This window comes from Bradyrhizobium sp. (assembly GCF_019244115.1).
Taxonomy (GTDB): Bacteria; Pseudomonadota; Alphaproteobacteria; order Rhizobiales; family Xanthobacteraceae; genus Bradyrhizobium.
Window position 1 is genome coordinate 23,105 of sequence record NZ_JAFATE010000581.1, and the last position, 17,404, is coordinate 40,508.

At 63.5% G+C, this 17,404-nt stretch carries 6 protein-coding genes and 1 pseudogene; 5 read left to right on the forward strand and 2 right to left on the reverse strand.

Annotated elements, in window-relative coordinates:
• Position 1 precedes the first annotated feature (1 nt).
• Positions 2-1,924: an HlyD family type I secretion periplasmic adaptor subunit gene (locus JOZ76_RS25885; protein WP_291703463.1), complete on the forward strand. Its 1,923-nt coding sequence runs from the start codon at positions 2-4 to the stop codon at positions 1,922-1,924.
• A 62-nt stretch (positions 1,925-1,986) separates the two neighbouring features.
• Here JOZ76_RS25885 and cysN read toward each other — a convergent pair whose 3' ends face one another.
• Positions 1,987-3,867, reverse strand: a complete 1,881-nt coding sequence (gene cysN, locus JOZ76_RS25890; protein ID WP_291703465.1) for a sulfate adenylyltransferase subunit CysN — start codon at positions 3,865-3,867, stop codon at positions 1,987-1,989.
• Positions 3,867-4,799, reverse strand: coding sequence for a sulfate adenylyltransferase subunit CysD (cysD, locus tag JOZ76_RS25895; protein ID WP_291703467.1), 933 nt, complete (start codon positions 4,797-4,799; stop codon positions 3,867-3,869). Before cysD ends, cysN begins: the two co-directional genes overlap by 1 nt.
• A gap of 572 nt (positions 4,800-5,371) precedes the next feature.
• Between cysD and JOZ76_RS25900 the strand changes: the two genes are divergently transcribed.
• From JOZ76_RS25900 to JOZ76_RS25915, 4 genes and pseudogenes are all read left to right on the forward strand, one after another.
• On the forward strand, positions 5,372-7,102 hold the full coding sequence (locus JOZ76_RS25900) for a hypothetical protein (RefSeq protein WP_291703469.1): 1,731 nt from the start codon (positions 5,372-5,374) through the stop codon (positions 7,100-7,102).
• A gap of 300 nt (positions 7,103-7,402) precedes the next feature.
• Positions 7,403-11,545, forward strand: coding sequence for a sulfotransferase (locus tag JOZ76_RS25905; protein ID WP_291703471.1), 4,143 nt, complete (start codon positions 7,403-7,405; stop codon positions 11,543-11,545).
• A gap of 634 nt (positions 11,546-12,179) precedes the next feature.
• Entirely contained in the window at positions 12,180-15,437 is a 3,258-nt protein-coding gene (locus JOZ76_RS25910) for a beta strand repeat-containing protein (RefSeq protein WP_291703472.1), read from the forward strand.
• A 586-nt stretch (positions 15,438-16,023) separates the two neighbouring features.
• Positions 16,024-17,404 (forward strand): annotated as a pseudogene (locus JOZ76_RS25915) (beta strand repeat-containing protein); the annotation flags it as partial.

Sequence of the window (17,404 nt, forward strand, 5' to 3'; positions counted from 1 at the left end):
CATGGCACGGAAGAACGACAGGCGGTCAGCAAACCGGATCGAGCCGAGTTGGAGCCCCGATGCGCGCGCCGAAAGCTATGGTCCGCAAGGCAACGCGCTGATTCTGGAGCTGCAGCGGCTGCGCCAGGCCTTCGACAATGAAGGCCAGGATCCGCGATCGGGCTCGCGGCGATCCGCGCGCGACGGCGGTGGCCGGAACCGGCGTCCTCCATCGCGTAAATCGCGGCGCAAGAAAAAGGGCACGATGGAACGCGCCATCGACATGTGCCTGCGTCCGTTCGGCCTTCGGACGGCGCTGCCGGACGACACCTTCGAGGACATCGACATGTTGCGGAATCCGCCGGCGGCCCTGCCCCGTCGGCGCAGCCCATCGATCGTCTCCGGCGAGGCCGTCCCCCCCGATGTGGCAAGGCCAAGGCAGTTCCTGCCTGCACCGACCAATTTGCAGCAGGCGCCTGGCGTCAATCAGGCGCGTCCGAAGCTCCCCGTCCGCCTCGAAGCCGAAACACCTGTGGGCCGCGCCATCATCAAGGGTTCGTCGGCCCTCTCAACGGGCGTCACGTTCCTGCTCAATCCCGGCGCGAGCGAAGAGGATCTGGTTGCCGACGACACATTGTCGCAGCGGACCGGCCGCGGCTATGAGCGCGAATTGCGCACGGGCTTGCGGTTTCTCATTGTCGCGGTCGTGCTCGGCGGCGGCTGGATGACGTTGGTGCCGCTCGCCGGCGCAGTCGTCGTGCCGGGCAACCTGGTCGTGCAATCCAGCGTCAAGGCGATCCAGCATCCGACCGGTGGCGTGATCGCCGAGATCAAGGTCGACAATGGCAAGCACGTATCCGCCGGCGATCTTCTAGTGCGACTCGATCCCACGCAGACCCAGGCTTCCTTGCAGGCGACCAGCAAGCAGCTCGATGAGCAGCGCGCAAAGATTGCCCGCCTGGTTGCCGAGCGGGACGGCCTGGAGCAACCGGCATTCCCGCCCGAACTGACGTCACGGATGAACGAGGACAGTGTTCGTGCCGTGATCGCGTCGGAAAATTCGCTGTTCAAGGCCCGCCAGAGCACGACGAAAAGCCAGAAGGACCTGCTGCAAGGCAGAATCGCTCAGTACACCGACGAAATCAACGGGATGCAGTCCCAGTCGGATTCCAAGACCAAGCAGATCGACCTCATCAACAGCGAACTGACCGGCGTTCAGGAGCTCTACGACAAGCGCCTGGTGCCGTTGACCAGGCTGACCTCGCTGCAGCGCGAGGCCGCACGGATCGACGGCGAGCGCGGACAGATGACCTCGAGCATCGCCGAGACCAAGTCGAAGATCGGCGAGGCACAGCTGCAGATCGTCAAGACCGACCAGGACTTTCGCGCCGAGGTCGTGAAGGACCTCGGGGAGACTCAGGCCAAGGAAGGCGAGCTGACCGAAAAGCTGGTCGCCGCGCGCGATCAGCTGAACCGGATCGAGATGCGCGCGCCGACCGCGGGCGTGATCCATCAGCTTCAGGTGCATACCATCGGCGGCGTCGTCAAAGCGGGCGAGACCATCATGGAAATCGTGCCGGACTCCGATGAATTGCAGGTCGAGGCGCACGTGCAGCCAAAGGACATCGACCACGTGCACATGGGCCAGGATGCGTTCGTGCGCTTTTCGGCCTTCAACCAGCGGACGACGCCGCAGCTGACCGGCCAGGTCTCGTTCGTCTCCGCGGACACGACTGTCGATCAGCACAACCCCAATGGCCAGGCTTCGGCGTTCTATACGGTACGCGTCGTCATGTCGGAGGAAGAGCGGCGCCGGCTCGGCGACGTCCAATTGATCCCGGGCATGCAGGCCGAGGTTTTCATGCAGACCGGCAAGCGCACCATGATGAGCTTCCTGATGAAGCCGATCATGGAGCAGCTCAAGCGCGCCTTCGTCGAGGAGTAAGCGGCGCGATCACGGGCCGCCTTGCGCATTGTTCGCGCAAGCCGCCACAAGCCTGGGGCGCGTTAGAGATTGCCGCGCTCGACCAGCGCCCTGATGACGACATCGGCAAGCTCATCAGGAGATGCGCCGATCGTCTGCAGATGCAGCTCTGGCGCTTCAGGCCTCTCGTATGGCGCATCGATGCCTGTAAAGTTTTTGATCTTGCCGGCCTTCGCTTTCGAATAGAGCCCTTTCGGGTCGCGCTGCACGCATTCCTCGATCGGCGTATCGACGAAGACCTCGATGAACTCGCCCTCTCCGACCAGGCCGCGGACCATCTCCCGCTCCGCCCGGTAGGGCGAGATGAACGAGCAGATCACGATCAGGCCGGCATCGACCATCAGCTTTGCGACTTCACCGGCACGCCTGATGTTTTCGACCCGATCGGCCTCGGTGAAGCCGAGGTCGCGGCTCAGGCCGTGCCGCAAATTGTCGCCATCCAGCAGCATGGTGTGATGCGCCATCGCAAACAGCTTCTGATCAAGGAGATTGGCGATGGTCGACTTGCCGGCGCCCGATAGTCCGGTAAACCAGACCATGCAGGGCTTCTGGTTCTTCAGTCCGGCGCGGTCCTTCCTGCCTATCGAGAGCGGCTGCCAGGCGATGTTGGCGGCTCGCCGCAAGGCAAATGCGATCATTCCCGCGCCGACCGTACGGTTGCTGTAACGGTCGATCACGATGAACGCTCCCGTCCGCCGGTTCGCCTCGTAGGCATCGAAGCTCACCGGCACTGCGGTCGCGAGATTGCAGAAGCCGATCTCGTTAAGCGCGAGACCATGCGTCGCCAGGTGCTCCCGCGTATTGACGTCGATCTTGTACTTGATGGTCGTGACGCTTGCCGGAACGCCCGACCGCGTTCCGATCCGCAGGAGGTAGGAGCGACCCGGCAGTAGCGCGTCCTGGTCCATCCAGATCAGATGGGCAGCAAACTGGTCGGCGACATCAGGCCGTTCGGTCGGACGGGCCAGCATGTCGCCGCGGCCTACATCGATGTCGTCGGCCAGCGTGATCGTCACGGCATCGCCGGCGACCGCCCGCACCAGGTCACCGTCAGATGTCACGATCCGTGCAACGCGCGCAAGCTGCCCCGAAGCTGCGACCACGATGTCGTCTCCGGGCGCGATGCTGCCGGACGCAACGGTGCCGGCATAGCCGCGAAACTCGCTGTCCGGACGGTTGACCCACTGCACGGGAAAGCGGAACGGGCGGCTTGCCGTCTCCGATTGCACATCGATGCGCTCGAGATAGTCGAGCAGGCACGGACCGTCGTACCATGGCGTGTTGGCGGAGCGCGCAATGACGTTGTCGCCGTGCCGCGCCGACAGCGGAATCGGCATGACCGAGACGAAGCCGAGAGCAGCGGAAAAGGCACGGTAATCCGCGATGATCCGCTCGAACGCGTCCTTGCCGTAGTCGACCAGATCGATCTTGTTCACCGCGAGAACGACATGTCGTATGCCGAGCAGCGCGCAGATGAAGGAGTGCCGCCTGGTCTGGACCAGCACGCCCTTGCGCGCATCGACCAGGATGATCGCGGCTTGCGCGTTCGAGGCGCCGGTTGCCATGTTGCGCGTATATTGCTCATGGCCGGGCGTATCCGCGACCATGAACGAGCGCCGCGGCGTGGTGAAGAAGCGGTAAGCAACATCGATCGTGATGCCCTGTTCGCGCTCGGCTTCGAGCCCATCGACGAGCAAGGCAAAGTCCAGCTCATCGCCCACGGTGCCGTGCCGCACGCTGTCGGCTGCGAGCGCCTGAAGCTGGTCGTCCATGATCAACCGGCTGTCATGCAGCAACCGCCCGATCAGGGTCGACTTGCCATCGTCGACCGACCCGCAGGTTATCACGCGCAGCAGGTCCTTTGGCTCGCTTCGGCCCGCGCCGCTCCAGCTTCCGGCCTCCATCAAAAATAGCCTTCCCGCTTCTTCTTCTCCATCGACGCGGCCTCGTCGCCATCGATCAGGCGACCCTGTCGCTCCGATGCCCGCGAGCTGCGCATTTCCGCGACCAACTCTTCGATCGTGGTCGCCGCGGACTCGATCGCCCCGCTCAACGGATAGCATCCTAGGGTGCGAAAGCGGATCATCCGCATCTGCGGAGCCTCATCGGCCTCGAGCGGCAGCCGGTCGTCATCGACCATGATGAAGGTGCCGCCCCGACGAACCACCGGACGCATCTTCGCAAAATAGAGCGGCACGACCGGGATCTTCTCCAGCATGATGTAGTCCCAGATGTCGATCTCGGTCCAGTTCGACAGCGCGAAGACGCGCATCGTCTCGCCGCGCCTAATCCGCGTATTGTACAGGTTCCACAATTCCGGCCGCTGATTGCGCGGATCCCAGGCATGAGCCGCCGAGCGGAATGAAAAGATCCGCTCCTTGGCACGGCTTTTTTCCTCGTCGCGGCGTGCGCCGCCGAAGGCGGCGTCGAAGCCGTGTGCGTCGAGCGCCTGTTTCAGGGCTTCCGTTTTCATCACCTGGGTGTGCAGCGCCGAGCCGGACGCGACCGGATTGATGCCGCGGGCCAGGCCTTCCTGGTTGACATGCACGATCAGCTCCACGCCAAGGCGCCTCACGGTTTCGTCGCGAAATGCGATCATGTCGCGGAACTTCCAGGTGGTGTCGACGTGCAGAAGCGGAAACGGCGGTCTTGCCGGATAGAATGCCTTCAGCGCGAGGTGCAGCATCACGCTGGAGTCCTTGCCGACCGAATAGAGCATGACGGGCGAGCGGAATTCGGCGACCACTTCGCGCATGATCTCGATCGACTCGGCCTCGAGGCGCCGCAGATGTCGAGGCAGCACCCGCGTACTTTCTCCGATCAAAGCCACTTGCATCGATGTCCTGGTCCCCTTCCCGACAGAAGCGACATCTCCTTCGGCATCACGAGGTCGTCGCCGCCATGTCCGGTTTGCGGCCGTAACATGGAAAAATTGGACGCGGTAATTCAACGCCGATCAAAGCGCCGATGCCGCAATTCCGGTTTCAGATTTGCCGGTCAATCATGGAGAGAAGGTGGCCTTCTTTCGGCAACCGTGTTGATAGAGAGGAAGTTCTGAGGGCCGGAACTGCCGTTGCCAATGAGCAGAAGTCGCGATCTTGCGGGCTGATTTCGCGGGTTTCTCCGCGCGAAAGGTCCCTGACGAGAGGTCGAAGGCGACACGCTCCGTCAATCGTTTCGGATGGTTACTGGAGCGCAACAGCCTCAATCTGCCCGAACATCAACATATTTGTGGACATCGCAGCACCTCTTTTGGCCCAATTATCAGGAATAATTCTCATCTGCTTGAATGGCGCATCTCAGAATCCCCATGCCGGTACGCGCGTCGGGGGGCGTCTTGTTCTAATCTTCATCGCGATCCCGTGGAGTGCGCCGGCCGGAGACGCGAGGGAATTGGGGAGATCATCAATGGCGAACACGTTCACGCCAACCGCGCTGGCGAACGGCACGTCGAATCTGCTCGTACGTGCTGATGCGATCAACCAGACGACCGATCTGCTGCAGGCCGGCGTCGTCTTCAACGACGCCGCGCGCATTTCGCTCGGCCTGTTCTCGACACCACAGAACAGCGGTAACTCGAACCCGTTCCTCAGCAGTTACACCACCGACATCCATGCGGTGCAGAACGACATCGCCGCGATGCTCGCCGCGCCCGGCCACGTCACGATCAATGGCAACGGCTTCAAGCTGAACGCGACCGATACGGCGGTACTGACCAACATCCAGGGCCAGCTCGGCCAGCTGCTCGCAGCGGCCCCGCAGACCACCAATCCGGCGACGCTGGCGCAGGCCGACGCGACCATCCACGCCGTTCAGACTGAAATCCTGCAGGAGATTCAGGGCGACGCCCACCTTTCTGCGGCACTCAACAACGTCACCTTCATGGCCAATACCGGCGCGAACGACGTTGCGTTCCAGAGCCTTCCCGCCGGCAATGACAGCACGGCGAACTTGGCGGCGGCGACCGCCGGCACCAGCCTCAAGGTCGTCGGCGAGGTGTTCAATGCTGCGACAGTCGCGGCCACCGGCGGCATCAATGCCAACAACCTCGGTCAGATCACGACCGACTTCATCGCGATCGAGCAGGGCCTGACCAAGATTCTGGGCAATGCGACCATGCTCACCCAGATCGAAAAGGGCGAGACCGCGAATGCAGCGGCGTTGACGACGATCCACCTGCAGACGGTGCTCAACCAGATCAACCTGCAGCTCAACAAATATGACGGCGCCGAGGCGAACGCCAATCCCACCGCGCTGCGCGGCACCGCCGACAATTTGCTCGACATCATCGACATCGTGCAGAACGATGCCGCGTTGAACGTGGCGGCGGGCGGCACCGGAGCGGCAGGTCACATCGGCGGCTTCGCCGAAATGCCGGGCGGCCTGACCGGTACGGTCACAAAATTCCAGGACAACCAGGCGCAGACCAACTTCTGGGCCGCGTTCCTTGCCGAGGCCAACACGATCAACGCGCAGCTCACCAAGGTCGCGAACGGCACCGGCACGGCGAGCCAGGCGCTGATCACGCAAATCCAGAACTACCAGCATTTCGGCGCTGCGTTCGACGCGGCGCAGGGTGCGGTGTTCCAGGGCCGCTTCGACAACGAGCTGAACAACGGCACGCTCGAAGCCGACAGCGCCGCGGCGATCAAGGGCCTGATGGGCATCCTGCACGGTGATCAGGGTGCCGCCCTCGCCGCCGACAAGGCCATGCTGGTTGCGGCCGGTCAAGGCTTTGCGGCCGACGCGATGGACGTCTCCGGCAACAACATCGCGATCGGCGGCGCCACCTATGTCGGTAGCGCGACCACCGTCAGCACTGCGACGTCGGTCCATGGCCTGGCCCAAGGCACGATCCCCGTGACTGCAAATCCGAATATCGCCAATGGCACGGGCGGCACGGCGACCACACCTCCCACCAGCACGCCTCCCACTAGTACGCCTCCCGCCAGTACTCCTCCGACGAGTACGGGCGCCTGCCATAGCTCGTGTGGAAACCACCATGGCCACGGCCATGACCATGATGATCATCACAGCAGTCCGGCTGTTGCGGCCAACACGTCCTCACACGGCGCCGACGTCAACATGCACCAGCTGATGCATGCGGAGGCCATCGCGCATCAGATGCACTGGGCCTGACCGCCTGAGCAGGGCACAGTCGATGCAGTGAACGCAACATCTTCCCAGCGCGGAACTCTTGTTCTGCGCTGGTTCGGCTTTGGGGGCGATACTCATGTTGGGGCATCTTTCGAATCCGCCCGTTCGGATTCGCTGGCACATTTTCGAATGGTCAACGTCGCTTCGGCGCCGGCCCGGCATTGCGTGGGCGCGACCCCGCGGGGCGCCGCGATGATCGGTAGAAGTACTCCAAAAAGAGCTTCGAGCCTCCGTTTCGCTTCAATCTGAACCAAATATTCTTGAACACGCAGCATTTCGGTCATGAACGAACCAGCCATCGCGATCCACCCTCGAACCGCATCGATCGTCCCCAGCGCCGGTGCGGACGCCCTCAAAGCGGCGGAACAGGCCTATCGTGGCCTGCTTGCCGATGAGCCAAAGCATCTTCGCGCGCTTTGCGGACTGGCCGCGGTGCGCAGCCAGCTCGGTGCTGAGGCCGAGGCCCGCGAACTGCTGACGCAGGCCGTCGGTGTCGCGCGTCCTTCCGCCGAGGACCAGATTGCGCTCGGCACTGCGTTTCGCAGGATCAAGGATCTGGACAACGCGCGCCGCCATTTCGAATCGGCCGTTGCGCTCGATCAGGACCATGCCGAGCCCCGCATTCAGCTCGCCAACATCCATCTCCTTGCCGGCCGCATCGAAGACGCCATCGCGCAATATCAGGCGGCGCTCGATATCGACCTGAACAATGCCGACGTCCATCAGGCCCTGGGGCTCGCGCTGCAGCGTCTGCGGCAATTCCAGTCGGCCATTCCGCACCACGAAAAAGCGCTCGCGATCAAGCCGCGATTCGCGCTCGCCCATGTCAGCCTCGGCGATGCCCATCGTCATCTCGAGCGACACGATGAGGCGATCGCACAATACCAGCGCGCGCTCGCCATCAATCCGCAACTGACCGACGCCTACGTCAATCTCGGCGGAACCCTGCACCTGATCGGCCGTCGCGAGGAGGCGATTGCCATCTATCAGGCCGCATTGCTCGCCAATCCCAACCTTGCCGACGCGCATTACAATCTGGGCAATCTCTACTCCGAGCTCGACAATCTGCAGGCCGCGATCTTCCACTACGGACGCGCGGTCGAGCTGCGCCCGACCTCGGCCGAATCCCATAACAATCTCGGTAACGCCCTGCAAAAGCGCGGGCGCCACCAGGAAGCGATCGCGCATTATCGCACCGCCATCCGCCTGAAGCCGAACGATGCGTCGACCCTGCGCAACATGGGCGACGCCTGGCGTTCCCTGCACCGGTTCGACAAGGCAATCGCGAGCTACCGCGCGGCGCTGACGAGCGATCCCACCGACATCACGGCGATGAACCATCTCGGCGGTGCGCTGATGATCACCGGCCAGATCGAGGATGCCGCCCGCGTCTATGAGGCCGCCCTCAAGATCCAGCCGCAGAATGTCGGGGTGCATTTCAATTACGCGACCGCCAAGCGGTTCGTCGCCGGCGATCCGCGGCTGCCATTGCTGGAGGACCTCGCGGCGCGCGAGGCCCAGCTTCCCGACGAAGGACGGATCGCGCTGCATTTCACGCTCGGCAAGGCTTATGCCGACCTCAGGGATGGCGAGCGCTCGTTCCAGCATCTGGACATCGCCAATCGCATCGAACGGCAACACCTGACCTATGACGAGCTCTCGACGCTGCGGCTCTTCGATCGCATCCGCGATGCGTTCACCAAGGACATCCTGCGCACGCGCTCCGGCGCGGGCCATCGCTCGGAGGCGCCGATTTTCGTCGTCGGAATGCCGCGCTCCGGCACCAGCCTGGTCGAGCAGATTCTGGCCAGCCATCCGCGCGTCTACGGCGCCGGCGAGGTCAATCACTTCTCGACGGTGACGTCGTCCTTCGCCGCTCGCTCGCGGACCCAATATCCGGAAATGTTCTTCAAGCTGTCCGACGAGGAACTGCGGGAGCTCGGCAAGACCTATCTCGCGCAGATCTCCGCACCGGCAGCGTCGGCGGCCCGCATCGTCGACAAGATGCCTGCGAACTTTCTCTCCCTCGGCCTCATTCATCTCGCTTTGCCGGAAGCCCGGATCATTCACGTCAAGCGCGACCCGATCGACACCTGCCTGTCCTGCTTCTCGCTGTTGTTTGCCGAGGGTCAGCCCTTTGCCTACGACCTTGCGGAAGTCGGACACTATTACAAGGCCTATGAGGCCCTCATGGCGCACTGGCGTTCGGTGCTGCCGCCGGGGACCATGCTGGAGGTGCAATACGAGGACCTCGTCGGCGAAATGGAGGGGCATGCCCGCCGGCTCGTTCGCTATTGCGGCCTCGACTGGGACGATCGTTGTTTGTCGTTCCACCAAACCAAGCGGCCGGTCCAGACCGCCAGCCTGGTCCAGGTCCGCGAACCGGTTCATTCCAAATCGGTCGGCCGGTGGCGTCTGTATGGAGCGCGGCTCAAGCCGCTATTGGATGCGCTTGATATCGACGCGCCGGCGCCCGAGCCCGTCAAAAGCAGCTCTCCCGTTCCAGCGGGCGCAGAGAATTTCAAGCGCGCCAAGAACCGCGCCGAGAACTGGGTCGAGCGCGCCTACCAGCTCGGCACCACGCTTCAGCAACGCGGCAAGCTCAAACAGGCCGAGCGTCTGCTGCTGGCCGTGCTGGCTGTGCGGCCGGATCATTTCGGTTCGCTGCTGGCGCTCGGTTCGCTGTACGCAAACAGCAACCGCCTGGACGAGGCCAAGAGCTATTTCCAGCAGATGATCGCGGCGCATCCGAACTTCGCCGAGGCGCATGGCAGCCTGGGGGCTTTGCGCGGGACCCGTGGCGAGCTGGATGCCGCGGTCGTGTGCTACGAGAAGGCGCTGTCGCTCGCGCCCTATCATCCCGGCATCCACTACGGATATTCGTCCGTGCTGCAGAGCATCGGCAAGAGCGCCAAGGCGATCGAGCATCTCCGGTTTGCCCTGGCGGTCAGGCCCGATCACCTGGAGTCGCACTTCGCGCTCGGCAATCTGCTCTATGCCGCTGACCGGCTCGACGAGGCGCTCCGCTGCTATCAGCAGGTGCTGCGCTTCAATCCGCGGCACGCCGAGACCCACAACAATATCGCCAACACCTATTTGAAGCTCGGCCAGCGAGACCGCGCGATCTCCCACTACAAGACCGCGCAGGACGCCAATCCCTCCTATGCCGATGCCTTCGGCAACCTCGGCAATGCCTATCTCGAGCTCAACCGCCTCGAGGAGTCCATCGAGCAGAACCGGCTCGCCATCGCGCGTAATCCCACGCGCTTCGGATCGTTCAACAATCTCGGCGTCGCCTACCAGGCGCTCGGCCAATTCGAGGAAGCGAGCTGGGCGTTCGAGCGGGCGCTCGAACTGTCCCCGGATGAAGCGTCGGTCCATCTCAATCTCGCGAACATGCAAAAGTTCGCGGCTGATGATCGTCGCCTCCCCGGCCTGCGCAGGCTGATCGAGCGCATCGATACACTCGACAACGAGCAGAAGCTCTCGGCGCATTTCGCGATGGGCAAGGCGTTGTCCGACCTGAAGCAATATGACGAGGCTTTCGCGCATCTAAAACAGGCCAACGCCCTGAAGCGGCGGACCTTCGACTACGACGAAGGCCAGCGGCTTGCAATGTTCAGGAACATCGAGGCGAAGTACACGCCGGAGCTCTTCGCGGCGAAATCCGGCAGTGGGGACACCTCATGGTCTCCGATCTTCATCGTCGGCATGCCGCGGTCGGGCACGACGTTGCTGGAGCAGGTGCTGGCCAGTCATTCCCGGGTGTTCGGCGCCGGCGAACTCGAAACATTCAAGGAAGCCATCAACGAGTGCGTCGAGAGCCAGCGCATCCTGCCGGCTTATCCGCTGCTGGTCGATTTCCTGGCGCCCGAGCACATCCTGCGGATCGGCCAGACCTACACCACGCAGGTGCGCGCGCTGGCGCCGGATGCGCCGCATGTCGTCGACAAGATGCCGCTGAACTTCATGTTCGTCGGCCTGATCCATCTCGCGCTTCCCAACGCCAGAATCATTCATATCCGTCGCGATCCGCTCGACACCTGCGTCTCGTGCTACTCGTTGCTGTTTACGGGCAGTCAGCCCTTTGCTTACGACCTGGCGGAACTCGGCCATTATTATCGCGGCTACGAACAGGTGATGGCGCATTGGCACAAGGTGCTGCCGCCTGGCGTGCTGATGGACGTGCAATACGAGGACCTCGTTGCCGACCTCGAAGGCGTGTCGCGGGGCGCGCTGGCGCATTGCGGGCTGGAATGGGAGGACGCGTGCCGCGATTTCCACGACACCAAGCGGAGCGTGCGTACGGCGAGCACCATGCAGGTCCGCGAGCCGCTTTATAGTCGCTCGATCGGCAGCTGGCGCCGGTACGAGAAGCACCTCGGTCCGCTGTTCGAGGCGCTCGGTAGGACGCCGAAGGCCTGAGCGCCTCACGGGCGACCGGCTCATAGCCGCACCCTCTGCGGCCTGCGCGCAATTCGAAACAGTTGGTGCCGCGGCCGGACGATCCGCCAATACTGACGCCCTATTCGCTCTCGTCTGCTGAGGATGCGGCAGGCCCCGCTCTCGCGGCGATTCAACGCAGGCCGCAGCGCCGGACGGCGGGTCTGCCGCAATTCAGCTTTGAGCGATGCAATCGATCGTGGAGAGATCGTGGCCTTCTTTCGGCAGCAACATCCCACTGCAGATTCGCGCCGGGATCGCGCGTGCCGCGACCCTGTCTCGACTGAGCGGGAACCGGAATTTCGGCTTTAGCTCCAATTGCTTTCTTGATCGGCGCAAGTGCGGGCGCGCGTTGCAGCCAGTTGCGGTTGCGCGGCTTTGAATTCGTCACCTGAATGCAACGCCTCAATTTGCCCGAACATCAACATAGTTGCGGACTGCTGAGCTCTTCTTTTGGCCGGGTTGGTGCGACCATATAGCACATGCGACAATCGGCGCGGCGCGACGAGCGAGCACAAGCAGTGCGCTCGCGCCGTGACGACGAGGGGTGCGGTTCCCGGCTGGTCCAATGCCGGGCGTCGTCGGCGAGATGAACCTTTCTTGGGGAGATGACTGAATGGCGAATACCTTCACTCCGACCGCGCTGGCGAACGGCACGTCGAATCTGCTGGTGCGCGCAGACGCGATCAACCAGACGACGGATCTGTTGCAGGCCGGCGTCGTCTTCAATGACGCCGTGCGCCTCTCGCTCGGTCTGTTCTCGACGCCGCAGAACAGCGGCAACTCCAACCCGTTCCTGACCAGCTACACGACCGACGTCCATGCGGTGCAGAACGACATCGCCGCGATGCTCGCCAACCCCGGCAACGTCACGATCAATGGCAACGCCTTCAAGCTGAATGCGACCGACACGGCGGTGCTGACCAACATCCAGGGCCAGCTCGGCCAGCTGCTCGCAGCCGCCCCGCAGACCACGAATGCGGCGACGGTGGCGCAGGCCGACCAGACCCTGCACGCGGTGCAGTCCGAGATCCTGCAGGAGATCCAGGGCGACGCACATCTGTCCGCGGCGCTCAACAACGTCACCTTCATGGCCAACACGGGCGCGAACGATGTCGCGTTCCAGAGTCTGCCGGCCGGCAACGACAGTGCGGCTAATCTCGCGGCTGCCACCAACGGGACCAGCCTGAAGGTCATCGGTGAAGTATTCAACGCCGCGACCGTCGCTGCAACAGGCGGTATCAACGCCGGCAATGCCGCCGAGATCGCCGCCGACATGACCGCGATTCAGACGGGGCTGACCAAGCTTTTGGGCAATGCGACCGCGCTCGCCGCGATCGAGAAGGGCGAGACGGCAAACGCCGCGGCATTGACCACGATCCATCTGCAGACGGTGCTCAACCAGATCAACCAGCAGATGAAGTACGATGCCACCCCGACTACGCCGACGTCACTGCGCGGCACCGCGGACAACCTGCTCGACATCATCGATATCGTGCAGAACGACGCCGCGTTGAACAAGGCGGCCGGCGGCAACGGCAACGCGGGCCATGCCGGCGGCTTCGCCGAGATGCCGGGCGGCCTGACCGGCACCGTCACCAAATTCCAGGACAACCAGGCGCAGACCAATTTCTGGGCCGCCTTCCTGGCCGAAGCAAACACTGTCACCGCGCAGCTGACAAAGGTCGTCAACGGCTCGGCGGCGGCGAGCCAGGCCCTGATCACGCAGATCCAGAACTATGACAATTTCGGCATCAATTTCGACGCGGCGCAGGGCGCGGTATTCAAGGGCCGGTTCGACAACGAGCTAAACAACGGCACCCTGCAAGCCGACACCGCGAACGCCGTCAAGGGTCTCATGGGCATCCTGAACCACGACACCGGTGCAGCGCTCGCGGCTGACAAGGCGATGATCACCGCGGCCGGCATGGGCTTCCAGGCCGACGCCAAGGACGTCTCCGGCAACAACATCGCCATCGGTGGCGCCACGTATGTCGGCACCGCGACGACTGTCAGCACCGCGACCTCGGTCCATGGGCTCGCACAAGGCACGATTCCCGTGACCGCGAATCCGAATATCGCGAACGGCACGGGCGGTACCGCCACAACGGGCACCGGCGGTGCAGGTGGTGGTGCGGGCGGCGGCGCAGTCGCAATCAACTTCAACCCGACTGCGCTGGCGCACGGCACGTCGAACCTGCTCGTGCGCGCATCGGCCATCCAGCACTCCACCGACCTGGTCACGGCCGGCGTCGTGTTCAACGATGCTGCGCGCATTTCGCTCGGTCTGTTCTCGACGCCGGCAAACAGCGGCAACTCGACCCCGTTCCTCACGAGCTTCACCGGCGACATCACTGCGGTGCAGACGGATATCGCCGCGATGCTCGCCAATCCCGGCGCCGTGACGCTCGGAGGTAAGGCCTTCACGTTGAACGCGACGGACACGGCGGTGCTGACCAACATCGAGGGTCAGCTCGCGACGATCCTCAACGCGGCACCGCAGACCGCAAATGCGGCGACGCTGGCGGCTGCCGATCAGACCATCCACAACGTAGAGACCCAGATCCTGCAGGAGATCCAGGGCGACGCGCATCTTGCCGGCGCCCTCAAGGGCGTCACCTTCATGGCCAACACCGGCGCCACCGATGTTGCTTTCCAGAGCCTGCCTGCTGGCAACGACAGCGCGGCAAACCTCGCCGCGGCAACGGCGGGCACCAGCCTGAAGACCATCGGTGAGGTGTTCAATGCGGCCACCGTTGCGGCGGCCGGCGGTATCAATGCCAACAACCTCGGCGAGATCACCAACGACTTCACCGCGATCCAGCAGGGGCTGACCAAGATCCTGGGCAATGCGACCGCGCTCGCCGCGATCGAAAAGGGTGAGACGGCCAATGCGGCTGCATTGACGACCATCCACCTGCAGACGGTGCTGAACCAGATCAACCTGCAGCTCAACAAGTATGACGCGGCCGAGGTGAACGCCAATCCCACCGCACTGCGCGGCACCGCCGACAACCTGCTCGACATCATCGACATCGTGCAGAACGACGCCAACTTGAACATGGCGGCGGGCGGCAACGGCACGGCCGGACATGTCGGCGGCTTCGCCGAGATGCCGGGCGGCTTGACGGGCACCGTCACCAAGTTCCAGGACAACCAGGCACAGACCAACTTCTGGGCGGCGTTCCTCTCGGAAGCCAACACCCTCACCGCGCAGCTGACAAAGGTCGTCAACGGGTCGGCGGCGGCGAACCAAGCCCTGATCACGCAGATCCAGAACTATCAGCACTTCGGTGCCGCCTTCGACGCGGCGCAGGGTGCGGTGTTCCAGGGCCGGTTCGACAACGAACTCAACAACGGCACGCTCGAGGCCGACAGCGCGGCTGCGATCAAGGGCCTCATGGGCATCCTGAACCACGATACCGGTGCAGCCCTCGCCGCCGACAAGGCGATGATCACTGCGGCCGGCATGGGCTTCCAGGCCGACGCCAAGGACGTCTCCGGCAACAACATCCCAGTCAACGGCGGGACCTATGTCGGCACCGCCACGACAGTCAGCACGGCGACGTCGATCAAGGGTACCGCACAGGGCACCATCCCGGTCACCGCCAACCCGAACATCGCAAATGGCACGGGCGGTGCCGCGGCTGCGGGCACCTCGCAGGCTGGCATGCACGGTCACGACGCGGACGACCAGCCGGCCGCAGCCGCGGCCGGCGCCAAGACGAGCGGTGCTCCGGCCGCTGCGGCCGCCAATACCCACACGAGCCAACCTGCCGCCACGTCGCACGCGACGGGTGCCACCCACACGATGATCACGATGCACGATCTGATGCATGCCGAGGCGGTGGCCCATCAGATGCACTGGGCCTGATCGCAAGATCGCGCCGCGCAAGCAACGTCGTGAAGTGAAATACCCCAGTGCAGATTTTTTTTCTGCACTGGGCCCCACCTCAGGAAGGCTCCGCGACATGGAGACCCGCGGCGATTTAACGCAGGCAGCGCGCGCAAAGAACGGCGCGATCTGCCACAATTCAGGTTCCGGATTCGCAGGTCAATCGTGGACAGACGGTGGCCTTCGTTCGGCGACAGCATGAACATGTGGCTTTCATGCACAGTGACATTTGCCGCGACTGAATAGAAACTGACAATTCGAATTGGTTTGCGATTGTTTTTGGGATGCTCGCGAGATGCCGAGCATCGACCGGTTCCGGTGTGTCACCGAACCGCAACAACCTTCCCTGCCTGAACCTCAACACATTTGCGAACGCGCCGACACTTTTTTCGGCCCTAAACGCGCGACTAATTCGCAACTGCTTTGAGTGGCGCGTAACAACAAGTCCCGGATGCCGGCACAACGTCGGCCGAAGGGGGGCCCTTCAGTCCTAGAGTCTACACGTCCTTGCAAACCCGGAAAGGGCGCCGATCCGGGAAACGCGAGCACATTGGGGAGACGATTAATGGCGAACACCTTCACTCCGACCGCGCTGGCGAACGGCACGTCGAATCTGCTGGTCCGCGCATCCGCGATCAACCAGACGACGGACCTGTTGCAGGCCGGCGTTGTGTTCAACGATGCGGCGCGGCTCTCGCTCGGCCTGTTCTCGACCCCGCAAAACAGCGGCAACTCGATCCCCTTCCTCGGCGAGTACACGACCGACATCCATGCGGTGCAGAACGACATCGCCGCGATGCTCGCCAATCCCGGCACCGTGACGATCAACGGCAACGCCTTCACGCTGAATGCGACCGACACCGCGGTGCTGACCAATGTGCAGGCGCAGCTCGGGCAGCTGCTTGCCGCGGCCCCGCAAACCACGAATGCCGCAACGCTCGCGGCCGCCGACCAGACCATCCACAACGTGCAGGCGCAGATCCTGCAGGAAATCAACGGCGACGCCCACTTGTCTGCCGCGCTCAACAACGTCACTTTCATGGCCAACACCGGCGCGAACGACGTCGCGTTCCAGAGTCTGCCCGCCGGCAACGACAGCACGGCGAACCTGGCTGCGGCGACGGCGGGGACCAGCCTGAAGGCCATTGGTGAAGTGTTCAACGCCGGCGCTGATCTTGCGATGGGCGGCATCAGCAACAACAACCTCGCTCAGGTCACGGCCGACTTCACCGCAGTTCAACAGGGCCTAACGAAGCTTCTGGGCAATGCGACCGCGCTCGCCGCGATAGAAAAAGGCGAGACGGCCAACGCTGCGCAACTGACGACGATCCACCTGCAGACGATCCTGAACCAGATCAACACGCAGCTGAACAAGTATGATCCCGCGGAGGTGAACGCCAATCCGACCGCGCTGCGCGGCACTGCCGACAATGTGCTCGACATCATCGACATCGCGCAGAACGACGCCGCCATCAACATGGCCGCTGGCGGGACCGGCGCGGCCGGACATGTCGGCGGCTTCGCCGAAATGCCGGGCGGTCTGACCGGGTCGGTGCAGAAATTCCAGGACAACCAGGCGCAGACCAATTTCTGGGCGGCGTTCCTGGCCGAAGGCAACACCATCAATGCGACGCTGGCCAAGATCGCCAACGGATCGGGAACGGCGAGCGCGGGATTGGTCACGCAGATCCAGAACTACGAGGCGTTCGGTCGCACGTTCGATGCCGCACAGGGCGCGGTGTTTCAGGGCCGGTTCGACAACGAACTCAACGGCGGCACGCTGCAGGCTGACACGATGGCCGCAGTGAAAGGCCTTCAGGGCATTTTGAATGGCGATACCGGCGCTGCGCTCGCCGCCGACAAGGCGATGATCACCGCGGCCGGTCAGGGCTTTGCCGCCGACGCGATGGACGTCTCCGGCAACAACATCGCGATCGGCGGCGCCA